Source organism: Escherichia sp. E1V33 (assembly GCF_004211955.1).
In the GTDB taxonomy this organism is placed as follows: Bacteria; Pseudomonadota; Gammaproteobacteria; order Enterobacterales; family Enterobacteriaceae; genus Escherichia.
In genome coordinates, this window is record NZ_RHJI01000010.1 from 646,151 (window position 1) to 668,813 (window position 22,663).

Annotated in this window: 22 protein-coding genes and 1 tRNA gene; 5 read left to right on the forward strand and 18 right to left on the reverse strand. The window is 49.8% G+C overall.

The window, feature by feature from the left end:
* Nucleotides 1-298: 298 nt before the first annotated feature.
* From D9742_RS11165 to prmB, 6 genes are read right to left on the reverse strand one after another with little or no spacing between them, the layout of a single operon-like run.
* Nucleotides 299-577, reverse strand: a complete 279-nt coding sequence (locus D9742_RS11165) for a YfcL family protein (protein WP_000559764.1) — start codon at nt 575-577, stop codon at nt 299-301.
* Nucleotides 578-610: 33 nt separating this feature from the next.
* Complete coding sequence (epmC, locus tag D9742_RS11170; RefSeq protein WP_130236952.1) at nt 611-1,159, reverse strand: elongation factor P hydroxylase; 549 nt, start codon at nt 1,157-1,159, stop codon at nt 611-613.
* A complete protein-coding gene (locus D9742_RS11175; protein ID WP_130236953.1) occupies nt 1,159-1,968 on the reverse strand; it encodes a sulfite exporter TauE/SafE family protein in 810 nt (269 codons plus the stop codon). Before D9742_RS11175 ends, epmC begins: the two co-directional genes overlap by 1 nt.
* Complete coding sequence (gene mepA, locus D9742_RS11180; protein WP_001625576.1) at nt 1,968-2,792, reverse strand: penicillin-insensitive murein endopeptidase; 825 nt, start codon at nt 2,790-2,792, stop codon at nt 1,968-1,970. Before mepA ends, D9742_RS11175 begins: the two co-directional genes overlap by 1 nt.
* A gap of 3 nt (nt 2,793-2,795) precedes the next feature.
* Nucleotides 2,796-3,881, reverse strand: coding sequence for a chorismate synthase (gene aroC / locus D9742_RS11185; protein WP_001297933.1), 1,086 nt, complete (start codon nt 3,879-3,881; stop codon nt 2,796-2,798).
* 34 nt (nt 3,882-3,915) lie between these two features.
* Nucleotides 3,916-4,848, reverse strand: coding sequence for a 50S ribosomal protein L3 N(5)-glutamine methyltransferase (gene prmB, locus D9742_RS11190; RefSeq protein ID WP_001306448.1), 933 nt, complete (start codon nt 4,846-4,848; stop codon nt 3,916-3,918).
* Nucleotides 4,849-5,013: 165 nt separating this feature from the next.
* On the opposite strand from prmB, the gene smrB reads away from it, so the two are divergent.
* Nucleotides 5,014-5,565, forward strand: a complete 552-nt coding sequence (gene smrB, locus D9742_RS11195; protein ID WP_023308129.1) for an endonuclease SmrB — start codon at nt 5,014-5,016, stop codon at nt 5,563-5,565.
* Between the two features lie 113 nt (nt 5,566-5,678).
* Here the strand turns inward: smrB and D9742_RS11200 are convergent, their stop codons facing one another.
* The 11 genes from D9742_RS11200 to D9742_RS11250 form a co-directional block, all read right to left on the reverse strand.
* Complete coding sequence (locus D9742_RS11200; RefSeq protein ID WP_001383353.1) at nt 5,679-6,518, reverse strand: StfH/YfcO family fimbrial adhesin; 840 nt, start codon at nt 6,516-6,518, stop codon at nt 5,679-5,681.
* Nucleotides 6,519-7,037: a fimbrial protein gene (locus D9742_RS11205; RefSeq protein ID WP_240780470.1), complete on the reverse strand. Its 519-nt coding sequence runs from the start codon at nt 7,035-7,037 to the stop codon at nt 6,519-6,521.
* A gap of 2 nt (nt 7,038-7,039) precedes the next feature.
* Entirely contained in the window at nt 7,040-7,516 is a 477-nt protein-coding gene (locus D9742_RS11210; RefSeq protein WP_000698462.1) for a fimbrial protein, read from the reverse strand.
* A complete protein-coding gene (locus D9742_RS11215; protein WP_130236955.1) occupies nt 7,513-8,016 on the reverse strand; it encodes a fimbrial protein in 504 nt (167 codons plus the stop codon). Before D9742_RS11215 ends, D9742_RS11210 begins: the two co-directional genes overlap by 4 nt.
* A gap of 15 nt (nt 8,017-8,031) precedes the next feature.
* On the reverse strand, nt 8,032-8,784 hold the full coding sequence (locus tag D9742_RS11220; protein WP_130236956.1) for a fimbria/pilus periplasmic chaperone: 753 nt from the start codon (nt 8,782-8,784) through the stop codon (nt 8,032-8,034).
* Nucleotides 8,785-8,806: 22 nt separating this feature from the next.
* Nucleotides 8,807-11,446 carry a fimbrial biogenesis outer membrane usher protein gene (locus D9742_RS11225; RefSeq protein ID WP_130236957.1) on the reverse strand — a complete coding sequence of 880 codons (2,640 nt, stop codon included), beginning with the start codon at nt 11,444-11,446 and terminating at the stop codon, nt 8,807-8,809.
* An 81-nt stretch (nt 11,447-11,527) separates the two neighbouring features.
* The gene (locus D9742_RS11230; RefSeq protein ID WP_000033336.1) at nt 11,528-12,091 is read right to left on the reverse strand and encodes a fimbrial protein; all 564 of its coding nucleotides are present in this window, start codon (nt 12,089-12,091) and stop codon (nt 11,528-11,530) included.
* Nucleotides 12,092-12,736: 645 nt separating this feature from the next.
* Nucleotides 12,737-13,222, reverse strand: coding sequence for a phosphohistidine phosphatase SixA (sixA, locus tag D9742_RS11235; RefSeq protein ID WP_001195817.1), 486 nt, complete (start codon nt 13,220-13,222; stop codon nt 12,737-12,739).
* A gap of 202 nt (nt 13,223-13,424) precedes the next feature.
* Complete coding sequence (fadJ, locus tag D9742_RS11240) at nt 13,425-15,569, reverse strand: fatty acid oxidation complex subunit alpha FadJ (protein ID WP_130236958.1); 2,145 nt, start codon at nt 15,567-15,569, stop codon at nt 13,425-13,427.
* Nucleotides 15,569-16,879 carry an acetyl-CoA C-acyltransferase FadI gene (gene fadI, locus D9742_RS11245; RefSeq protein WP_130236959.1) on the reverse strand — a complete coding sequence of 437 codons (1,311 nt, stop codon included), beginning with the start codon at nt 16,877-16,879 and terminating at the stop codon, nt 15,569-15,571. Before fadI ends, fadJ begins: the two co-directional genes overlap by 1 nt.
* A 179-nt stretch (nt 16,880-17,058) precedes the next feature.
* Nucleotides 17,059-17,343 carry a YfcZ/YiiS family protein gene (locus tag D9742_RS11250; protein ID WP_001296261.1) on the reverse strand — a complete coding sequence of 95 codons (285 nt, stop codon included), beginning with the start codon at nt 17,341-17,343 and terminating at the stop codon, nt 17,059-17,061.
* A gap of 371 nt (nt 17,344-17,714) precedes the next feature.
* On the opposite strand from D9742_RS11250, the gene fadL reads away from it, so the two are divergent.
* Nucleotides 17,715-19,055, forward strand: coding sequence for a long-chain fatty acid transporter FadL (fadL, locus tag D9742_RS11255; protein ID WP_130236960.1), 1,341 nt, complete (start codon nt 17,715-17,717; stop codon nt 19,053-19,055).
* A gap of 61 nt (nt 19,056-19,116) precedes the next feature.
* On the opposite strand, the gene mlaA is transcribed toward fadL, so the two are convergent.
* Entirely contained in the window at nt 19,117-19,872 is a 756-nt protein-coding gene (mlaA, locus tag D9742_RS11260; protein WP_130236961.1) for a phospholipid-binding lipoprotein MlaA, read from the reverse strand.
* A gap of 293 nt (nt 19,873-20,165) precedes the next feature.
* Between mlaA and D9742_RS11265 the strand changes: the two genes are divergently transcribed.
* From D9742_RS11265 to intS, 3 genes are all read left to right on the forward strand, one after another.
* Complete coding sequence (locus D9742_RS11265) at nt 20,166-21,098, forward strand: formate/nitrite transporter family protein (protein WP_130236962.1); 933 nt, start codon at nt 20,166-20,168, stop codon at nt 21,096-21,098.
* Between the two features lie 75 nt (nt 21,099-21,173).
* Nucleotides 21,174-21,248: transfer RNA gene (locus tag D9742_RS11270), tRNA-Arg, on the forward strand.
* 161 nt (nt 21,249-21,409) lie between these two features.
* Nucleotides 21,410-22,567 (forward strand): prophage integrase IntS, encoded by a 1,158-nt coding sequence (gene intS / locus D9742_RS11275; protein ID WP_000958671.1) that lies wholly within the window; start codon nt 21,410-21,412, stop codon nt 22,565-22,567.
* The last annotated feature ends 96 nt before the right edge of the window (nt 22,568-22,663 follow it).

Here is a 22,663-nt window from a genome sequence, read left to right on the forward strand (position 1 = left end):
TTTGGCATTGTTTGTCGGATGCGGCGTAAACGCCTTATCCGACCTACGTGTGACGTGTAGGCCTGATAAGACGCGATAAGCGTCGCATCAGGCATGGTGCTCCCAAGGTCAGATGCGGCGTGAACACCTTATCCGACCTCGTGTGACCTGTAGGCCTGATAAGACGCGATAAACGTCGCATCAGGCATGGTGCTCCCAATGTCGGATGCGGCGTGAGCGCCTTATCCGACGTGTGACGTGTAGGCCTGATAAGACGCGATAAGCGTCGCATCAGGCATGGTGCTCCAGACGCCGCAACTTACTGCTGTGACGCCTGCTGAAACAGGTTTTCCCACATATCGGTTACCAGCGCCTGGTCACGCGGCGACAATTCCCCTGCGCCAATGGCTTTTTCCAGACTCTGGCTAACCGTCGTATGTACCGCCTGAGCAGAGTGGTCATCACCACTTTCCAGTTCAGCGATGGCTAATGTCAGGTGGCCACGCAAATACCCACTGGCAAACAACTCGTCATCACTGGCATGGTCAACCATACCGTCGATTAATGCCAGAATGCGTGATTCAAACTCCGCGATCATCTTCTTTCCTCATTGTAAAACGTGGCGCTGGCTTCAGTTGAGCCCTTCCGGCCACGGGAACTGTTCCGCCGTAAGTTCCGGCGTGTGATAATAATTTTGTAGTGCTTTAATGAAGTGTGCCGGACGTTCCGGAATGCCGTTTGCCAGATAATCCATCACCTGCGCATGTACCCGCCGTTGAAACACCACGCGATCCGGTTCGAAATCCCCTTCCAGATTGTCGCAACTGACATTAAACGGATATCCCGCCGCCACGCAGAACAACCAGTCGAGCGCCTGCGGCTTCACTTCAACATCTTCAAACTGGCTTTGCGTTTGGGCATCGCGACCGTCCGGGCAATACCAGTAGCCGAAATCAACCAGCTCACGGCGCGCTTTTCCGGCAATACACCAGTGCGAAATCTCATGAATTGCGCTGGCATAAAAGCCATGAGCAAAGACGATTCGGTTATACGGTACTTCCGCATCAGCGGGAAGATAGATCGGTTCGTCGTCGCCTTTAATCAGACGGGTATTAAATTCATCGGCAAAGCAGCTATTAAAAATTTCAATCAACTGCTCATAGTGGTGTGTACTGTTCATTAGTTCATCCCCAACCAGTGGAGGATCTCCTGTCCGTGGCTATCATAAAGTAATTTGGCACTCATCACCGCCGAGACGATAACGATCATCGGGCGGATCAGCTTTTGTCCTTTGCTCAACACCAGTCTTGAACCCATGCGCGCGCCGAGGAACTGCCCCACCAGCATCACAAAGCCTGTCGCCCAAATCACTTTGCCGCCGAGAATAAACAGCAGCAAACCGCCGATATTTGACGTTGCGTTGAGTAATTTGGCGTGAGCCGTGGCTTTGGCGAGATTAAATCCGCACAGCGTAACGAAGGCCAGCGCGTAAAACGACCCGGCAGCCGGGCCAAAGAATCCATCATAAAAACCGACGCAGCCACCGGCAATTAACGCGAAGGGTAAACCGTACATCCGGCGCTGGCGATCTTCTTCACCCAGCTTTGGCATCAGCAAGAAATAGAGGCCGATACAAATCACCAGAATAGGCAAAATCTGCTTCAAGACATCAGCCTGAACGTATTGCACCAGCAATGCGCCACTCATTGAGCCGACAAAGGTCATAGCGATATTGAGTTTCTGATCGCTTAAACTAACCACTTTGCGGCGAATAAAGTAGATAGTGGCGGAAATAGAGCCGCCGCAGGCTTGCAGTTTATTGGTTGCCAGCGCATTAGCGGGAGACATCCCCGCCGCCATCAACGCCGGAATGGTGAGTAACCCACCGCCACCGGCAATCGAGTCGATAAATCCCGCCAGCATGGCGACAAAAAAGAGAACTCCCAGCAACAGCGGGGAAACCATAAACAGGTTATTAAACGTTTCCATTAGATCACGTGCTCATCCAGTAGCGCCTGGCAGGAAGGCGGCAACGGAGGCGGTGTCTTCTTCTCAGGCTTTGTTGTTCCCGGTTTTGGAGGTTCAAACCAGCTTTGTAGTTCTGCCCCGCAACCATCGCCTGGTGGCGGTAAAGGTTGATCTTCACACTCCAGACTATCGGCAGGACAACGTAATCGTACATGCATATGTGCGCGATGCTGGAACCAGGGTCGCACTTTGCGCAACCAGTCGCGATCGGTGCCCGCATCGAGGCAAAGTTGTTGTTTAATAGCCGGATTAACAAAAATTCGCGTCACATCTTTGTCTTGTGCGGCGAGTTTGATCAAGCTGAAAATTTCCGGCTTCCACAGCGTGGGGACAACGCGTTTACCGTCCCGGGAAACCAAATCTAACGCTTGCGGGCGCAAGAGTTGCGCAGAGGTCCAGCGTGTTTTCGGTAATTGCAGGAAAATATCAACATCCAGTCCGGTCTGGTGGCTGGCGTGACCGCCGTTGAAGCGCCCACCAGCAGGCATTCCCATATCGCCAATCAGCACCGTCCCCATGCCCAGATTGCTCACCTGGCTACTCAGACGCTGAATAAACATCACCAGGTCTGGGTGACCGAAATAGCGACGCTGATCGGTACGCATGACCTGATAATGTTCGGACTGTATCGGCAGCGTGTCAGCGCCGACGATACAACCATTGGAAAAACTGCCTATCGATTGTGCGCTTCCCGGCACAGGTTGGGTTATTTTTTGCCACGGCGTCGCTGCCAGGCTGACGCTACTGGCAAGCAGGGCCAGTAGCGCAATCGCGGTTTTGTTCATTTTTTACCAGCGTGGAATATCAGTCTTCACATCGGCATTTTGCGCCCGCTGCCGTAACAGGTGATCCATTAATACGATCGCCAGCATCGCTTCTGCTATCGGCACCGCGCGGATCCCGACACAGGGATCGTGACGGCCTTTGGTGATCATCTCAACTTCTTCGCCAAAGCGGTTAATGGTACGCCCCGGAACGGTGATACTGGAGGTCGGTTTCAGCGCCATATGAGCAATGATTTGCTGCCCGCTGCTAATTCCGCCGAGAATGCCGCCCGCATGGTTGCTCTGGAAACCGTCTTTGGTGATTTCGTCGCGGTTCTGGCTGCCACGCAGCGCCACCACGTCAAAACCATCACCAATTTCCACGCCTTTCACCGCGTTAATGCTCATTAGCGCATGGGCGATGTCGGCATCCAGGCGGTCAAAGACCGGCTCACCAAGCCCGGCAGGAACGCCACTGGCAACAACGGTGACTTTCGCGCCAATAGAGTCGCCCTCTTTTTTCAGCGCGCGCATCAGTTCATCTAACGCGTCGATTTTGTCCGGGTCCGGGCAGAAGAATGGATTTTGCTCGACCTGCGACCAGTCTTTGATTTCCAGCGGAATGTCGCCCATCTGGGTCAGGCAGCCGCGAATTTCGATGCCAAATTTCTCAGCGAGATATTTTTTGGCAATCGCCCCTGCTGCAACGCGCATGGCGGTTTCACGGGCGGAAGAGCGTCCGCCGCCGCGATAATCACGCAGACCGTATTTTTGTTCGTAGGTGTAATCAGCATGGCCTGGGCGGAAAACGTCTTTAATTGCGCTGTAATCCTGAGAACGCTGATCGGTATTTTCGATCAACAAACCAATGCTGGTGCCGGTAGTAACACCTTCAAAAACACCGGAGAGAATTTTGACCTGATCCGGCTCACGACGCTGGGTGGTATAGCGCGATGTCCCAGGGCGACGACGGTCGAGGTCATGTTGCAGGTCCGCTTCCGTCAGCGGAATTCCTGGCGGAACACCATCGACGATGCAGCCGAGCGCCAGCCCGTGCGATTCGCCGAAGGTGGTTACGCGAAAGAGTTGTCCAATTGTGTTTCCAGCCATCACGGCTCCGTTATTGTTGTGTTTGCGTGTTTACTTAATCTTTATAAATCGCGAAATGTTCACGGGCCGCCAGCAGCTGCTCTTTGGTGAGCATAAACACACCATCGCCGCCGTTATCAAACTCCAGCCAGGTGAACGGAACATCGGGATATTGTTCCATAAGATGTACCATGCTGTTGCCGACTTCACAAATCAGCACGCCATCATCAGCAAGGTAATCTGCCGCGTTACCGAGAATGCGACGCGTCAGTTTCAGGCCGTCGGTGCCAGATGCCAGGCCCAGTTCCGGTTCGTGACGGTATTCGTTTGGCAGGTCGGACATATCTTCCGCATCGACATACGGCGGGTTAGTGACGATCAGGTCGTACTGCACTTTCGGCAAATCACGGAACAGATCGGAACGAATCGGGATGACATTGTGGATCAGACCGTGTTCTTCGATGTTCTGTTCGGCAACCGCCAGCGCGTCGGGAGAGATATCTACCGCATCGACTTCTGCTTCCGGGAAGGCATAAGCACAGGCAATGGCAATGCAGCCGCTACCGGTACACATATCTAAAATATGCTGCGGTTGCTTGCTGATTAGCCCGGCAAATTTATTGTTGATCAGTTCACCAATCGGCGAGCGCGGCACCAGCACACGTTCATCGACGTAAAATTCATGACCGCAGAACCAGGCTTTATTGGTCAGGTAAGCCACCGGAATGCGTTCGTTGACGCGGCGGATCACGCGCTCAACAATACGGTGTTTTTCGCTGGAGGTCAGACGCGCGGTGCGCATATCTTCCGGAATATCCAGCGGCAGGTAGAGCGACGGCAACACCAATTGTACCGCTTCATCCCACGGGTTATCGGTGCCGTGACCGTACCAGATATTTGCCGCGCTGAAGCGACTAACCGACCAGCGCAACATGTCCTGAATGGTTTGCAGCTCATTAACTGCTTCATCAACGAAAATTTTATCCACGTATTCCTCCAGGGCATGATCGCAATAATTTCGGCGGCTAGTTTGCCACGAAGATGACGATAAATCAGCATTCACGCGCGGTGAGTGAGGAAAAATACGTTTAAAACGATCGATTGCGCTACGAGTCGGGTAAACTGTAGGAAAATTAAGAATAGAGACGCATAAATGAAAAAGAAAACAACACTTAGCGAGGAGGACCAGGCTCTGTTTCGCCAATTGATGGCGGGGACTCGCAAGATTAAGCAGGACACCATTGTCCATCGGCCACAGCGTAAAAAAGTCAGCGAAGTGCCCGTCAAACGGTTGATTCAGGAGCAGGTTGACGCCAGTCACTATTTCTCTGACGAATTTCAACCGTTATTAAATGCTGATGGCCCGGTGAAATATGTACGCCCTGGTGTAGACCATTTTGAGGCGAAAAAGCTGCGCCGCGGCGATTATTCACCGGAGCTTTTCCTCGATTTACATGGTTTGACGCAAATGCAGGCCAAGCAGGAGCTGGGCGCGTTAATTGCCGCCTGCCGCCGTGAACATGTGTTTTGCGCTTGCGTAATGCACGGGCACGGGAAGCATATTTTGAAACAGCAAACGCCGCTGTGGCTGGCACAACATCCGCATGTAATGGCATTTCACCAGGCGCCGAAAGAGTACGGCGGAGATGCAGCGTTGTTAGTGTTGATTGAAGTGGAAGAGTGGCTACCGCCGGAGTTGCCGTGAATATTAGGGGGCGGATGCGTTTTGCCATTTCGCCCTGAATGCTGGTATCGAATGCCGGATGCGGCGTAAACGCCTTATCCGGCTACGAACACTGTCGAGGCTAATAATATTAATTAAAGTTCATTAAGAATATATTGAAAGCGACATGTAGCATCAAAACTTTGCCGTTCACTAGTATCAACACGCACCTGCATGTCATGGAGTTGTTTATCAGTTACAGGATGTCGGTTTGCCGTTACGTTCACTTTATTGTTATCACAACCCTGGACACTAAACGTCATTAATTGTGATACTAGGCGACAATAGGCTCCACGGTCATCACTGAAGTCACTGCCATCGCATAATCGCCCATCTTTCATTAAGAATGTCGGCAACGATTTCTCAATAACCCCCCCCGTAGATTGCAGGCTTAATGATTTATTATGAACAACGGTGTTTTCATCCCAGGAAATATCATAGCTTGCTACTGGCTCTGTTGGACAATTTGATTGGTGCGCATTCGGCCCCTGATAATAATATGGCCCCGCCTGCGGAGGCCTTGCTGTGCTATAAATTGATGTTGTCACCACCCAGGGGCAACCATGGGTTGTACCCGTAACATGTACATTTACAGGAAGTCTATGACAAACCCAACCAGAGGTCATACCGGGACAATAAGAATCATCTACTATCGGTGCCCGCCCTGGCGGAATTGTTATGTCTGGGGGGACACCCGGTCCAGTCCAGGTTAAGTTAGGCACAACACCTGCCTGTACCATAATCCCCCCTTGTGAATATGTCCCATAATATGCCCCTTCAGGGGTTAACACATCTATTTTATAAACGATAGATGTTGTTAGCCCACTGCCATAAGATGCGCCATAAGTCTGGACATTATTAAATGTAACGTCTGCTTGTACAGAAGAATTAAGCCCGAACAATAACATACCAAATAAAATTACTTTTATTTTCATTTAGATATACTCAAAAATTGCCGTCAGGCTGGCAGTAAATTCACCAGAAAAGACTTCTCGCCCAGATTTCGCCTGCAACCAAGCCTTAAAGTTAAGATTATTAGCACCATTACTCAGGTTAAATATTGCCCCTGCCGAATTGTTGATGGGGACCTGTATCCCATCAACTGTTTCCATGCCAATGCTCACACCTTGCGCACCCGATGATGCATCCAAAGCCAGAAACCCTGGCAAATCGCTATCTTCGGTACCGGTTAACGTAACTCTAACTTTGTAACCAACAGGCCCTTTGCAATCTTTCAATTGAAAAACGACCGGCACACGATCAGATTGTTCCCGTGACATTAAATCTCTGCTGCTGATACTTGGGAAATGGACTTCAGCCAGCACTTGTCCTTGTACTACCAGGGTACAAGATTTACTTAATAAATTTCCGTAGAAGTGCAAATTATTGTCTGCACGCGCTGTGCTATTTCCTGCCAGTAACAGCATTACTATGAGTGCGAACCAGGTTTTCATCTTCATTGATATTCCACCCGTAATGTGGCCGAAGCTGAAAACGTTCCGTCTGTTAATACAGCATCTACCGCCTTCACGGGGACAGCCTCTAATTGTGGTTTCGTATCGGCGTTAATTTGTATCGGTGTATTTACTCTAAATGGCTGACCATTTTGCCGAAGTTTAATCCCTAATCCTGTTACATCAGTTTCGATTGCAGCATCATCATAACTTGTTTGTGTGCCTATCCATGTCAATGTCATATCCCAGGAACTACCGGGTGTAACAGCATCACATTTAATATCGTAGGGCACGACCTCTCGCCCATTATTTCCATCAATGCTATCGATAATTACATCCCTGAACTCCACCTCGATAGTGTTTCCATCACTAATAGTACATGCCGGAGGCAATACAAGAGTTCCTTTGAAGGTGATATCCGGTGATGCATTCACAATACCGCTGCTCATACAGAGCAATAAATACAAGAGTATTTTCATTGATAATCCACCACCATTGTTAAACTCCCACTAAAATCGGCCCCTGAAAGTTGTGCACCACTTTGTTTTACCGGGACTGCATTAAGTTTCGGCTGTGATGTGATATTGAAAGGGGTCCAGTTGTTTTCTCCAATGGAGAATAGTGAGTTGTTATCTGCATTCTCGATTCGAATACCAAATTCTGGAACCCCTACATCAACGACTTTTTCTCCATTAATTGTGGTGGTGTTTCCTCTCAACTGCATACGTAAATCATCAGCTTTTCGGTCAGGGCATGACAACGTATATCCTGCATCTTTACGATAATTACTACCATTGATATCGTTGATATTCACAGTCTGAAAATCTACTGCACTCCCCGTTACGCTGCATGGCGGAGGAGGATCTACATGTACCTGTAAAATGAGATCAACAGGTTTTGAATTTGCAAGGATAATGTTATATATCCCGCTAACGCCCAGCAGTAATATACCAACCCCCACAACAAAAATTTGTCTCATGTCGCTCTCCCGGCATCAGCCTTTGCGGCTCTGCTCTGCATCCACCTGGCAGGTATCGCCGCCACATTTAAAATACAGCGGCATCCGCGCGCCATAGTCGTTGACGTAGGTCAGCACCGGGACGCTATCCATTTTGACCTTTAACGGCACAGAGGTTTTTGGCGATATCACCATGGGGGAAAATCCCGCTGCCGGGTTGCCATTTTTCTGCGCACTGGCGTTACTGATAACCACGAAGTACGGCGTCGGGTTATTGACGGTAAACGCCTGACCGCTGCGGGTTAAGGTCACCTTATGCTGCCACGGGTTTTTCATGCTGACGTTTTCCAGCGCCTTTGGTCGCCAGAACAACTTAATGCGCGTCTGCAGCGCTATCTGTAGCGTGTTAGGTTTGTTCGATTTCGGCGGGATCTCACGCACGTTGAAATAGAACACGCTCTCGCGGTCGGCAGGCAGCTTGTTGATATCCGGCATGCCCTGTACCTTCACCTGACCGTTCATCATGGAATCGATGCGCTGCACCGGCGGCAGGACCGTCAGCGGCGAGCTAATCTTGTTACCCTGTTCGTCTTCCATCCAGCTTTGTGCCAGATACGGCATTTTCGGGTCGTTATTGCGCAGCGTGACGCTGATTGATTTATCACTTTCGTTAAAAATCAGGCGTGTACGGTCCGGGGTGACAGAGGCCTGTGCTGACAGGCTGGCAGTGGTTAGTAGCAATGCCAGCAACATTGTGGATTTTTTGGCAGAGCAAAATAGATTCGTCATGGATCATTCCTTAATCACGTTATTAATTGGCTGATACCGATACTGGCGCTTCCGTTGGCATCACCTGCTGGGTCTGCTCCTGGATCATCGGCTTAATTTCATGAGGCATCGAAGGAGATATCGCCCCTGTTTGCTGGCATGGTAATAACAGGCCATTGAACAGATCGGCTGGCAGCGGGTCAGGCAGATGAATATCGCAGTGGGCCACACCGCCCCATGAAACGATCATATGCTCGCCAGGTTTGACGCCCGCGAGGTAGACGTTGCCGTCATCGTCAACCAGACCGACGTTCTGCGCGCTGTCGTTTTTCACTTCCGCGCCAAACGGCGGATAGCTGCCATCTTGCAGACGCAGTACCGCCATCGCTTTTTGCCCGCTGATCACCGAGAACTTACGGTAGCCAATGGCCCCTTCGGTAAGCGTGGCCTGCACCACAGACTGAGTGGCTTCGGCGTTTTCCGGCAGGTTGTTAAGGTCGATATACGCCTGATTGCGGTAGTAGTTGTTGACGTCTGCGACCACGGCCTTACCGAACATATTGGTGTAAACCGCTGCACCGTTTCCTTCCACCGGAACACCGGCCACGCCATCGGCATCAATCAGCAGACGTGTGCCGCCCATATTCTGGGTACGGTGGAGCGCGCCACCCTGTGCGGTGAGCGTCGCCCCGCCCTGGAGTGAAATCCCCGCCGAGGTGTACTGCCCTTCATGGTAGTTGGCGCTGAGGTCTACCTGCGCCAGCGAACCATCGTGGCTGTAATAACCGTCAACGCTGGAGTGATTGTCGCTGGTGCCTACGTTCAACTGGTAGTGGGTTGCGTCATCGACACGGCTGAAATACCCCACCTGACTGCTGTCCGAACCGCTGCCGTAGTTGCCGTTATAGCTGATGGTGCTGCTGTCACCCCACGGCATGCTGAGCGATATATACACACCTTTATCGGCCTGGTTGTCATACTCGTAGCGGTATCCGGTCATGGAAATGCTCATATTGCGGATACTGCCCAGGTTGAAGTAGTGCGAGAGCATGACGTTGTAGTTGGTCTGCTCGTCGCGATCCCAGTAGGTATGGCGGGTATAGTTGAGATAAACAGACACGCCAGCATCCCTGAAGTTCTGGTTATAGGTGGCGGTGTACATCTCTTTGTCGTTGCCGGTGCGCACCATTTCGCTGTCGCTGGCATCGAGATACTCGCTCATGGTCATGAAGTTCTCTTCCGAGAAGCGGTATCCGGCAAAAGTGACGCGGCTGTTCAGTTCATCGAAGTCTTTGGAATAGCTCACGCGAAACGAGTTGCCGTCCAGTGAACCTTTACCGTAGGCAGTTTCTTTATCCAGGCGGGTATGCGAGTGGGTGACATCAAAGGCCACCGCACCAAACACAGACAGATCGCGGCCGACGCCAAGCGCCGCCGACTGATAGTGTTCATCTGCCAGCGCTCCGCCGTACAGCGACCAGCCGTTGGCTATCCCCCATGAAGCTTCGCCGCTGGAGAAGAAACCGCCTTCAACATGATGCCCCCACTCCTGCGGGCGGCCCATCATCAGTTTGTAGCGCACCTGGCCGGGGCGGGTCAGGAACGGCATCGAGGCGGTGTTGATGTCATATTCCTGCACCTGACCGTTCTGCTCTTCAATGCGGATATGCAGCGTACCGGAGACCGAATCGCCCAGATCCTGGATGCGGAACGGCCCCGCCGGGACCTGCGTTTCGTAAATCACGCGGCCCATCTGGCTGACGGTCACTTTCGCGGTGGTGTGCGCCACGCCGGAGATATCCGGCGCATAGCCGCGCAGATTCGGCGGCAACATTTGATCGTCGGTACTGATACTGCCACCCACGTAGTTAAAGCCGTCGAAAATATCAGAATTCAGGTAGTCTTCGCCAAGGCCAAGTTTGGCTTTTAGCGACGGTAAGGCTCGCCAGGCGTAGTAGCGGCTCCACTCCCAGTTTTTTTGCGTGTCATCACCGTTGATAACATCGTCATCATTGTTTTTACTATGCAAATAATCAGTCTGCCAGTCGGCACGAAGACGCCATGCGCCGAGGTTCACCCCAACCGTCCCGTTACCGCTAATTTCATTGCTGTCATCCCCGCCATTTTCTTCATGTCGTGTCTGGGCGGTAATACTGTAGTCAGCAATTAAACCAGATATACCGTCATCCCAGCGTGAAGGTGGATCCCAGTTGATGTCGGTATATTCAAGGTAAGCCTGGGGTAATGAAATGACTAACGCTGACTGAGTCAGGTCAGCTTTAATATCAATGCCTTCCAGTTGACCGGGTTTCAGGCATTTGCCGTCGTGGATCCATTGCAGGTTTTTTGCCACATCCTCTTTTAAGCCAAACTGCGCGACCAGTTCAGGCGTCAGGCAGGCATAGGTTTTACTGGCATCGTTCTCAGAGGCGTACCAGTAAATATCGTATTCTTCCGTCAGCGGCTGTTTATTTAGTTGAACCTGTAAATTGTATTTCCCAGGCTCGACATAACCCTGGCTGGAAAATCGCTTCAGATCGATTTTTGTGTCGCCTTTTAACTCCAGAAAACGGGAATCAAACTGAATTTCATCTTCAGCCCAGGCATTGACATAACTCCCGGACATTGCCAATGCAACGCAGCAGGGAAGTACCCGCAGTCGGAAAAGAGAATGGTCAGGCATACACGTATCCATCCGTAATTATTATAATTTGCGCGAATTCCATTTAAAAACCCCATAGCCCGAAAGCTATGGGGGTATCACTTAGAGATAAGTAATCTGGAAGGTCGTGTTGGCTTCAAAATTACCTAAATCTGGCGCATCAGCAGCGCCCACCAGCCAGGCTTTAAAGTCCAGCGTCTGCTTCGCTTTGCCTTTGTTGGTCGCCGTATCGTTTACGATTTTCTGTTCGATACCCGCGCCGCTTTTATAAGAGGTTCCCTGAGCGTCACCAATGGCCAGGCTGACATTGTTAAATGCCGCACCAGTATCGGTATTGTAAATGGTGTAGTAATTGCCGCTGTTGGTAGAAGACGCGTTACCGGTGAAGGTAGTGGTCATGGTGGTCTGGGTGTCAAACACACAGTCTTGCAGATGGATCTGGAAAGCTTTCGGTGTAGAAGTCCCGTTGTTTTTCAGGATCCCTGAACCAATGTCACCCATATCAACTTCCAGTTTGTGATCATCAGGAACGATGGAGCACGGGGAATCTTCAATGGTGCCGTAGAAACGTGCTGTACCATTGTTGCCAGCGGCGATTGTTGAAGTAGAAGCGAACGCACCCATTACCATTGTTGCAGCAATAGCTGTTTTTACAAACTTACTCATTATTTGTCCTTAAACCATAAATAATTAAAAATATAAACATTGCAATACATTGATTCAGTCAATAGCAATTATTTATACCCAGCCATTGAATAAGCTATCCGATCTAACTAACAAGAAAATAGGTCGCATAAGAAGATATTCTTTGGTGTGGGCGGATGGTGATATTTTGTCTTTATTGTTTCAAATTATATTTACTTAACAGCGAATTAAGGACCGCTTAATGTATAGCCAGAATAGAAATATTTTGAGGATTTTCTTATAAAAAAGAAATGAAATGCTTAAAAAAATATCTTACACATAATTTCAATTTATGAATAACCTGCGCAAAAAAGACAATCTTTGATTAAGTTTGAGATTGTACTTTTTTGAAGTTATACTATTAACACATCACAAATAATATTAATTCAAGACACAAAAATATCATTTATTTTTTATTATTAACTGTTCCATTAGTTTGATGTTTTGTAAAAATACATTACAACTTGGTCTCATTTCGTCAGAAATTAATAGGGAAGCAGAGGAAAGAGTGCGATGAATTCTGTATCGAAGCGTATCAACTCCGTGAAGGGTTTTGAGTGAATTTCTACTATTGCAAAAAGACAAATGCCCGATGTACAGCTTACATCGGGCATTTTTTCAAACGAATCAGATAGCTTTCGCCATCTTCAAATTACATGGGCTCATCTGCCAGTTGAACTCGCCTTTTCCGCTTTCATCAAGCGTTACGCTGGCAATGGCCGAGGTGGTAAACATAGGCGGCGTTTCGCCCGGACATAACTCGGCGACCAGATACCCAACTAACGGTAAGTGGGAGATAACCAACACCGAAGCAACACCTTCATTGGTCAACGCCTGCAAATAGGCACTGACCAGACCAACATCGCCGCAGGGCGTTAACTCCGGCAGAACTTCTGCACTGGAAGGCAGGTTCAGACAATCCCCTACTTCTTCCAGTGTTTGCTCGGCTCGCAGGAACGGGCTCACCAGAACGCGTTCGATTTCCACTTTTTGACCTTTCAGCCAGTTCGCCATCAGGCGAGATTCGTCACAACCATTAGTGGTCAGAGGACGAACCGAATCACTGGCGGCATCGAGGGCTGCGTCGCCGTGACGCATGATAAAAACTTGCATATTGCACCGCTTTTGTTAACCAGATTCGCCCGCCTTGTTTCATCTGAAACCAGAGAAACAAGACGGTGGCCGGCATTGTGCCTTATCCATTCACCGAATGAAACGCTGTTTTTTACCTCAATGGCGTAAGTATAGTCAATCAGTGTTTACGTTTTGACCAATACTCCGCCATTCAGCGCGGATTCATATAGCTTTGACCCTTTTAATGAGGGTCAGTTGCACTTGTTTTCCAAAAACTTTCCCCGCGCTCGCTCATCTCTAATAAACGCTCGCAAGGGGTAAAACGAGAACCATACTGCGTGGCCAGTCGTTGCATTATTGCAACCACTTCCCCCGCGCCGAGAGCATCGATATAGCGGAATGGGCCACCAAGAAACGGCGGAAAACCTATTCCAAATACCGCGCCAATATCCCCGTCACGCACACTTCGGATAACCTGCTCGTCCAGACAACGTACTGCTTCATTCAGCATCAACATCACACACCGTTCAGCAACCTGCGGTGCGGAGAGCCGCCCCTGACCTTGTGCGCCGATTAGCGGGTAAATGGCGGGATCGACCTGTTTTTTGCTTTTACGCCCTTTTTGGCTATAAAGATAGAAACCTCGGCCATTTTTTCTGCCTTTGCGATCGTCATTCAAAATTGAAGAAACAACATTTGCAGGCGCGCTAAAACGTTCTCCATAAGTTGCTTCCAGTACAGGAATAATTTTAGTCCCGGTGTCGATTCCTACCTCATCCAAAAGTTGGATTGGACCTACCGGAAAACCAAACTTCACCAGCGCAGCATCAATATGCTCAACACGTTCACCTTCGGTCAACATGCGGATAGCTTCATTAATATAAGGCGCCAGGATGCGATTGACATAAAACCCGGCTTTATCCTTTACTACTATCGGCGTTTTGCCCTGTTTTTTCGCCAGTTTTACCGTGGTGGCAATGGTTTTCGCCGATGTCCCCGCATGAGGAATGATTTCCACCAGCGGCATTTTTTCCACCGGGCTGAAGTAATGCAGGCCAATAACCAGCTCAGGTCGCGTAGCGTGAGCGGCAATATCGCCAATCGGTAAAGATGAAGTGTTCGAAGCAAAGATGGTATGAGCGGCGCAGTTTTGCTCCACTTCCGCCACCATCTGTTGTTTTAATTCGAGATTTTCAAACACCGCTTCAATAATCAGATCGCGATGGGCAAAGCCGCGATAATCTGTCGTCCCCGAAATTAAAGCCAGTTGCTTGTCGCGTTCGCTGGCTTTGAGATGGCGACGGCGCACTTTGCCATCCAGCTGATCCCAACTGTACTTCAGCGCATGATTTATGCCCTGAGCGTTGATATCTTTAATTCTTACCGGTAGAGCCGCTTTACAGGCAGTAACGTAGGCAATTCCACCGCCCATCAAGCCACCGCCTAAAATCCCTACGCTGTTTAATGACGCAGGAGGCGCATCACTGCCGGGATCTTTCTTCACTTCAGTACTGGCAAAAAAGATACTACGCAAAGCCTGCGATTGCGGCGTCATCGCCAGTTCACCAAAGGCACGAGCTTCGGCGTCATAGCCACTGCTGGTCCCCTGCGCTAATCCGGTTTCAATAACGTCAAGAATACGTTCTGTCGCCGGGTAGTTACCCTGCGTTTTGTGTTCTGTTTTCTTGCCGACCATTTTAAACAGCAGTGCACGACCTAACGGCCCCGCCAGAATACGCTCGCGTACAGGTAGAGGGCGGGAAGATGGATGATCCTGCTTTGCCAGCTCAACAGCGGCTTCCAGCAAAATGGAGTGCGGAACGACGTCATCTACCAGCCCCAGCTTTAATGCTTGTTTCGCCCGAAGTTGTTTTCCGGTAAGGATCATTTCCAGCGCTGTGCTGACGCCTATCAGACGCGGTAAACGCTGGGTGCCGCCTGAACCGGGTAACAATCCAAGTTGTACTTCAGGCAAACCGAGCACCGTTTTAGGATCGTCAGTACAAACGCGACCGTGGCACGCCAGCGCCAACTCCAGCCCGCCGCCCAGGCAAGCGCCATGAATAGCCGCGATAACCGGAACGGGCAAAGCATGAATCTCTGCCATTAACTTTTGCCCCTGCCGCGCCAGTGCTTCCGCTTCTTGCGCTGTTTTGCAGTTGCCGATCATGTTGATGTCAGCTCCGGCGATAAAGTTGTCTGGTTTCGCGGAAATAAATACCACGCCGCGCAACTCTCTGTTTTCGCGGAGTTGCTTAATAATGGCGCGCACCTGCGAGGCAAATTCCGCCTTCAGGGTATTCATTTTCTCGCCGGGAACATCAATGGTGATAATGGCAATGTTGTCCAGACGGACATTGAGGTTAAACGCTGATGCCATTTCCATTATTCCGCCTCCACAACCATTGCCGCGCCAAGCCCACCGGCAGCACAGGCGGTCACTAAACCAAATCCACCGCCGCGGCGGCGAAGTTCATGCAATGTCTGGGTTATCATCCGCGCGCCGGTCGCCGCAAAGGGATGCCCGTATGCAATCGAGCCACCAAGCACGTTAAATTTGCTATCGTCCACTTCACCGGTGGCATGCGCACGCCCCAGTACGTCGCGAGCAAAACGTTCGCTCCCCAGTAGCTGAATATTGGCCAACGTCTGGGCGGCAAAGGCTTCGTGCATATCAATCAATGTCAGATCTGCCATTGTCAAACCAGCACGTTCCAGAGCCAGCGGCGTTGACCAGGCCGGGCCGAGCAGCATGTCCTGCCAGACATCAATAGCGGTAAATGCGTAGCTGCGCAGATATCCCAGCGGCACTAACCCTAATTCTTTCGCCCGGGATTCAGTCATCAGGATCACCGCCGCTGCGCCATCGGTCAGCGGCGTACTGTTTGCCGCCGTTACCGTTCCGTGTTTACGATCAAACGCCGGACGCAACTTTGCGTAATCAGCAAGCGAGGAATTACCGCGAATATTATTATCTTCGGCAAGCGGTTGTTTATAAGGAGGGATAAAGGCAGTCATCACCTCTTCTTTGAGTTTCCCTTCTGACCACGCCTGGGCGGCACGCTGATGCGAACGGTGGGCTAACGCATCTTGCTGTTCACGAGTGATGCCGTAGGTTTTTGCCATTTGTTCGGCGGTGTCGCCCATCCGTAATCCAGTGGAGTATTCCGCCACAGCCGGAGGCACCGGCATTAAGTCACGCAAACGTAAGCGAGAAAAGAGTTTCAGGCGCTGGTTCATGGTTCGAGCTTTGTTGACATCAACCAACACGCGCGCCAGTTTTTTACTAACGCCAATTGGCAATACGGAAGAGGAATCTGCCCCACCGGCAATCCCTGCTCGGATAGTTCCTGCCATCAGGCTTTCTGCGACGTTTGCAACGGCCTGGAAACTGGTAGCGCAAGCGCGGCTGACGCTGTAAGCATCGGTATGCACATTCATCCCAGTACCGAGAACAATTTCACGCGCAATATTGGGCGCTTCCGGCATTTGCACAACCTGGCCGAAGACCAGCTGCTCAATCACTTCTGCGGGAATTTCGCTGCGTGCCAGTAATTCACCTACGACCATCTTCCCCAAATCAACAGCAGGAATGCCATGAAAAGCCGTCGCCTGGCGGGCAAAAGGCGTACGTAACCCGCTAACGATGGCGATACGATCGCCCTGACGGGTAATCAGCGGTAAAACCTGACCCATAACACTCCCCTGTAAAAAAAGATATAAAGTGGTCTGACCTGATCATAGTCTTAACCATTTTTTTACATTTAGCCAAGCGGAGAAAAGGGAAATTGGGAGCTATGACACAGTGAAGACAGGAGAAAGAAAAGAAAACGCCCCTACCTGTTGCTGGCAGGAGCGTACTTACCCGAGAGGAATTAACGCAGACCCAGCTGAAAGATCAGCATTTCAGCTTCGCAGGCAAAAGTGAAATCGATATCCAGGCGCACGCCGTCAGACTCTTCAGTGAAGGTCGGGGTGATTTTGCACGGTTCGGATTCCACGCTACGGGCTTTTTCAGTCAGCGCCGCCAGCGTTTGTTCTGCTTCTGCGCGGTTTGCAAACACGCGGCTGTAAGACGCGGTGCAGTCGGAGTTGTCCATAATGGTGCCAACATCCATACAGCAGCAAACCGGGGTTTCATCAGCACTACATTTACTCATCGTTGATTTCCTCTGTATGTGCACCTAAGGTGCCAGATAAACGTTGCGGATATTTTACGCTTCTGAAAAGTGCCGCTCCAGTTGTTAATTCTGCAAAATCGGATAAGTGACCGAAATCACACTTAAAAATGATCTAAAACAAAATTCACCCGAATCCATGAGTGCGCCACCTCCAAATTTTGCCAGCTGGATCGCGTTTCTTAGATCATATTTGAAAAAATATGGAAACATACTTGCAACATTCCATCTGGTCCGACCTATACTCTCGCCACTGGTCTGATTTCTAAGATGTACATCAGACCCTACACTTCGCGCTCCTGTTACAGCACGTAACATAGTTTGTATAAAAATAAATTATTGAGGTTATGGTCATGAGCCAGAAAACCCTGTTTACAAAGTCTGCTCTCGCAGTCGCAGTGGCACTTATCTCCACCCAGGCCTGGTCGGCAGGCTTTCAGTTAAACGAATTTTCTTCCTCAGGCCTGGGCCGGGCTTATTCAGGGGAAGGCGCAATTGCCGATGATGCTGGTAACGTCAGCCGTAACCCCGCGTTGATTACCATGTTTGACCGCCCAACTTTTTCAGCGGGCGCGGTTTATATTGATCCGGATGTAGATATTACCGGACATTCTGATTTAACCGGTCAGAGTGCAAATGCTAAAAATATCGCACCGACAGCGTGGGTACCTAACCTGCACTTTGTCGCGCCTATTAACGATCAGTTTGGTTGGGGAGCGTCAATAACCTCCAACTACGGCCTGGCTACGGAATTTACCGACAACTACGCTGCTGGTATCTATGGCGGTAAAACCGATCTGCAGACAATCAACCTTAACCTTAGCGGGGCTTATCGCCTTAACAATAGCTGGAGTTTTGGTCTTGGTTTTGATGCGGTTTACGCCAAAGCAAAAATTGAGCGTTACGCCGGTTCGCTGGGGCCTATGTTGTCTCAGCAGTTGATTGCCCGGGGTGTACCCGCTTCATTAACCAATGGTATTAATACTCCGGACTCTCAAATTGCACATCTGAAAGGTGACGAATGGGGCTTCGGCTGGAACGCGGGTATTCTTTATGAACTGGATAAAGATAACCGTTGGGGCCTGACATATCGTTCAGAAGTTAAAATCGACTTCGAAGGGGATTACAAAAGTTCCATTAACCCAAATCTGAACAACATTTTGGGTAACATGGGCTTACCGTATGGCACGATGGGTGCAACACAAAATGGCTCCCTGACGCTCAACCTGCCTGAGATGTGGGAGGTTTCTGGTTATAATCGTGTTGCGCCGCAGTGGGCAATTCACTACAGCATGGCCTATACCAGTTGGAGCCAGTTCCAGGAGTTGAAAGCGAAAGGCGATAGTGGCCAGACTCTGTTCTATAAAGATGAAGGATTCCGTGACGCATATCGTATCGCGTTGGGCACAACCTACTATTACGATAAAAACTGGACCTTCCGTACCGGTATCGCCTATGACGATAGCCCGGTTCCGGCAGATAAACGTTCTATTTCCATTCCTGACCAGGATCGCTTGTGGTTAAGTGCTGGGTTAACCTACGCATTTAATGAAGATGCATCCATTGACGTTGGCGCATCTTATATGCATGGTCAGAAAGTGAAATTCACCGAAGGTGAAGGAGCGGCGGCTTACTCTTTCGAGTCTGAAGGTAAAGCCTGGCTGTTCGGCACTAACTTTAACTACGCGTTCTAATAACACGTTGGTTTAGTAACAAAAAAGGTGAGTTTTTCAACTCACCTTTTTTATTGGTTTCTTATTCAGAATCGATATCTTTTAAATCATCCTGAATCGCTTGCGCGTTCGGGTTTTCCTGCGGTTTGAGTTCCCCGCCATTGGCGATGAAATCATGACGCTGGAAGTACGCCTCACGCACCATGATGTAAGGATCGGACGACTGACGAAGCAGGCCATCAGAATCCAGCAGTTGCGCACGCGTTTCGATACCTTCAAGCGTCCATTTACCTACCGACATCGGCCAGGTCAGCCACGAAAGCACGGGATAGAGGCCATCAGCCATATCACCGCCGTCATCACGCAGCGTGAAGCTACCGTAGAACGGTAACTGGACATAAGGCCCATACCCCACGCCATAGTGACCGAGCGTGCTACCAAAACGGTGAGGTTCCGTTCGTTGCAGTTTCGGATTCGCCATCCCAGCAACATCAATAAAACCGCCCATCCCCAAAATAGTGTTCAGGAAAAAGCGGGTAAAGTGGACCATCCCCTGATAAGGGTCGCCCTGCAGGAAGTAGTTAACCATCACTGCAGGTTCTTCAAGGTTGCCAGTAAAGTTGCTTAACCCATTACGTGCCGGTTGCGGAACATAATCACGCCACACGACAGCCACCGGTCGAACCACATACGGGTCTAACACATTGAAGTTAAAATTGTACATGGTGCGGTTGAACCCTTCTAACGGGTCAGAACGCCCTTGCTGATCTGTTCCGGAACTCGCACACCCCACCAGAAGCGTAGTTCCCAGAGCAAGCGCCGACAGGCGAAGCTTCATAAATGTCTCCCTGTTTTTTTTATGGCTTATGCAGTTTGCCATCCATGACGGAACGATACCGTATCCGCCTGTTTAGGTGTGGGCGATTGTAACAGCACGTCAAATGATGTCCATACGCCCTGTTTTACTGATTTGATCATAGCCTGGTAATCACCGCCCTGTAGGCTACTTGATTCTATAGAAACAGAAAAAGGCAAACGTTGCCTTTTATGCATTTTCAGAGTAACTCCCGCCGGTTGCGAGCAAAAAAGCCGCTACGCTTTAGCTATACGTGCTAATCAAGAGAACTCACCATGGATAACGATAAAATTGATAAACACAGCGACGAAATTGAAGTCGAGAGTGAAGAAAAAGAGCGCGGAAAAAAAATTGAAATAGATGAAGACAGGCTCCCTTCCCGGGCAATGGCTATCCACGAACATATTCGTCAGGACGGCGAAAAAGAGCTGGAACGCGACGCAATGGCGCTGCTGTGGTCAGCTATTGCAGCAGGTCTGTCGATGGGAGCGTCGCTACTGGCAAAAGGGATATTTCATGTCGAACTGGAGGGCGTGCCGGGGAGTTTCTTGCTGGAGAATCTCGGTTATACCTTTGGTTTTATTATCGTTATTATGGCGCGCCAGCAATTATTCACCGAGAATACAGTTACTGCGGTACTGCCCGTAATGCAAAAACCGACAATGGGCAATGTCGGTTTATTGCTACGACTTTGGGGCGTTGTTCTGTTAGGTAATATTCTGGGAACGGGTATTGCGGCGTGGGCTTTTGAGTATATGCCTATTTTTGATGAAGAAACCCGCGATGCGTTTGTCAAAATCGGCATGGATGTGATGAAGAACTCGCCCAGCGAGATGTTTGCCAATGCGATCATTTCCGGCTGGCTAATAGCTACGATGGTCTGGATGTTTCCGGCGGCGGGTGCGGCAAAAATAGTAGTGATTATTTTGATGACCTGGCTTATCGCCCTGGGAGACACCACTCATATCGTTGTCGGTTCCGTGGAGATCCTCTATCTGGTGTTTAACGGCACACTACACTGGAGCGATTTTATCTGGCCATTTGCGCTTCCCACACTGGCAGGAAACATCTGTGGCGGCACCTTTATCTTCGCGTTGATGAGTCACGCGCAAATTCGCAACGACATGAGCAATAAGCGAAAAGAAGAAGCGCGTCAGAAAGCAGAACGTGCGGAAAACATTAAGAAAAATGATAAAAATCCGGCATAAGTGGCGAGCCTTTAAGCAATCGAACGGCAGTGTACTTACCCCGCTGCCCATTAGCGGGTATACTCATGCCGCACTGTCCTCTTAGTTAAATGGATATAACGAGCCCCTCCTAAGGGCTAATTGCAGGTTCGATTCCTGCAGGGGACACCATTTATCAGTTCGCTCCCATCCGTACCAGTCCGCAAAATCCCCTGAATATCAAGCCTTCCGTAGATTCACAGTTCGTAATGGTTCGCGTCAGATCGTTGACAGCCGCACTCCATGACGGGTAAAAAGTGGATAAAATAATTTTACCCACCGGATTTTTACCCATGCTCACCGTTAAGCAGATTGAAGCAGCAAAGCCGAAAGAAAAACCATACCGCCTTCTCGATGGTAATGGCCTGTACCTTTATGTCCCTGTATCCGGGAAAAAGGTATGGCAGCTTCGCTACAAAATTGACGGTAAGGAGAAAATCCTGACTGTCGGAAAATATCCGCTTATGACTTTGCAGGAAGCAAGGGATAAAGCATGGACTGCGAGGAAAGACATCTCGGTTGGCATCGATCCGGTAAAAGCGAAAAAGGCTTCGTCTAACAACAATTCCTTTAGTGCGATTTACAAGGAATGGTACGAGCACAAGAAGCAAGTCTGGTCAGTAGGGTATGCGACTGAACTTGCAAAAATGTTTGATGACGACATTTTACCTATCATCGGCGGCCTTGAAATTCAGGATATTGAGCCGATGCAACTGCTGGAAGTAATCCGCAGATTTGAAGATCGCGGTGCAATGGAGCGAGCCAACAAAGCCCGCAGAAGATGCGGCGAGGTTTTCCGTTACGCTATTGTCACTGGTAGGGCTAAATATAACCCGGCACCTGACCTTGCTGACGCAATGAAGGGATACCGCAAGAAGAACTTCCCGTTTTTACCTGCCGACCAGATCCCGGCATTCAACAAAGCACTTGCAACATTTTCAGGAAGTATCGTATCGCTCATTGCGACCAAAGTTTTACGCTACACAGCCCTAAGAACAAAAGAGCTTCGTTCCATGCTATGGAAGAACGTCGATTTTGAAAACAGGATTATCACCATCGACGCCAGTGTGATGAAGGGACGCAAAATTCATGTGGTACCGATGTCAGACCAGGTGGTTGAACTTCTCACTACTCTAAGCTCAATCACCAAACCAGTATCAGAGTTTGTTTTTGCCGGGCGCAACGATAAGAAGAAGCCAATCTGCGAGAACGCGGTACTGCTTGTGATCAAGCAAATCGGCTATGAAGGTCTGGAAAGCGGTCACGGATTCAGGCATGAATTCAGCACTATTATGAACGAGCACGAATGGCCTGCTGACGCTATTGAAGTGCAACTGGCACATGCCAACGGCGGATCTGTGCGTGGAATTTATAACCATGCTCAGTATCTCGATAAGCGCAGAGAAATGATGCAGTGGTGGGCGGATTGGCTTGATGAAAAGGTGGAGTGATCCGCCTTTACTGATTTCGCAACATGTACAACCTTGCAAAGTGATGCAGACACTCTGTATCTCTCAACTCAATCTAGGAATAGGATTATTTATCGA

Excerpts from the sequence above, each read along its gene's own strand:
- D9742_RS11220 (WP_130236956.1), bottom strand. The coding sequence starts at position 8,784 with ATGACGAATCTATTTTGCTCTGCCAAAAAATCCACAATGTTGCTGGCA.
- D9742_RS11225 (WP_130236957.1), bottom strand. The coding sequence starts at position 11,446 with ATGCCTGACCATTCTCTTTTCCGACTGCGGGTACTTCCCTGCTGCGTT.
- D9742_RS11230 (WP_000033336.1), bottom strand. The coding sequence starts at position 12,091 with ATGAGTAAGTTTGTAAAAACAGCTATTGCTGCAACAATGGTAATGGGT.
- aroC (WP_001297933.1), bottom strand. The coding sequence starts at position 3,881 with ATGGCTGGAAACACAATTGGACAACTCTTTCGCGTAACCACCTTCGGC.
- D9742_RS11200 (WP_001383353.1), bottom strand. The coding sequence starts at position 6,518 with ATGAAAATAAAAGTAATTTTATTTGGTATGTTATTGTTCGGGCTTAAT.
- fadJ (WP_130236958.1), bottom strand. The coding sequence starts at position 15,569 with ATGGAAATGGCATCAGCGTTTAACCTCAATGTCCGTCTGGACAACATT.
- intS (WP_000958671.1), top strand. The coding sequence starts at position 21,410 with ATGCTCACCGTTAAGCAGATTGAAGCAGCAAAGCCGAAAGAAAAACCA.
- epmC (WP_130236952.1), bottom strand. The coding sequence starts at position 1,159 with ATGAACAGTACACACCACTATGAGCAGTTGATTGAAATTTTTAATAGC.
- D9742_RS11165 (WP_000559764.1), bottom strand. The coding sequence starts at position 577 with ATGATCGCGGAGTTTGAATCACGCATTCTGGCATTAATCGACGGTATG.
- mepA (WP_001625576.1), bottom strand. The coding sequence starts at position 2,792 with ATGAACAAAACCGCGATTGCGCTACTGGCCCTGCTTGCCAGTAGCGTC.
- fadI (WP_130236959.1), bottom strand. The coding sequence starts at position 16,879 with ATGGGTCAGGTTTTACCGCTGATTACCCGTCAGGGCGATCGTATCGCC.
- D9742_RS11215 (WP_130236955.1), bottom strand. The coding sequence starts at position 8,016 with ATGAGACAAATTTTTGTTGTGGGGGTTGGTATATTACTGCTGGGCGTT.
- sixA (WP_001195817.1), bottom strand. The coding sequence starts at position 13,222 with ATGCAAGTTTTTATCATGCGTCACGGCGACGCAGCCCTCGATGCCGCC.
- D9742_RS11265 (WP_130236962.1), top strand. The coding sequence starts at position 20,166 with ATGGATAACGATAAAATTGATAAACACAGCGACGAAATTGAAGTCGAG.
- D9742_RS11205 (WP_240780470.1), bottom strand. The coding sequence starts at position 7,037 with ATGAAAACCTGGTTCGCACTCATAGTAATGCTGTTACTGGCAGGAAAT.
- D9742_RS11250 (WP_001296261.1), bottom strand. The coding sequence starts at position 17,343 with ATGAGTAAATGTAGTGCTGATGAAACCCCGGTTTGCTGCTGTATGGAT.
- D9742_RS11210 (WP_000698462.1), bottom strand. The coding sequence starts at position 7,516 with ATGAAAATACTCTTGTATTTATTGCTCTGTATGAGCAGCGGTATTGTG.
- mlaA (WP_130236961.1), bottom strand. The coding sequence starts at position 19,872 with ATGAAGCTTCGCCTGTCGGCGCTTGCTCTGGGAACTACGCTTCTGGTG.
- D9742_RS11175 (WP_130236953.1), bottom strand. The coding sequence starts at position 1,968 with ATGGAAACGTTTAATAACCTGTTTATGGTTTCCCCGCTGTTGCTGGGA.
- fadL (WP_130236960.1), top strand. The coding sequence starts at position 17,715 with ATGAGCCAGAAAACCCTGTTTACAAAGTCTGCTCTCGCAGTCGCAGTG.
- smrB (WP_023308129.1), top strand. The coding sequence starts at position 5,014 with ATGAAAAAGAAAACAACACTTAGCGAGGAGGACCAGGCTCTGTTTCGC.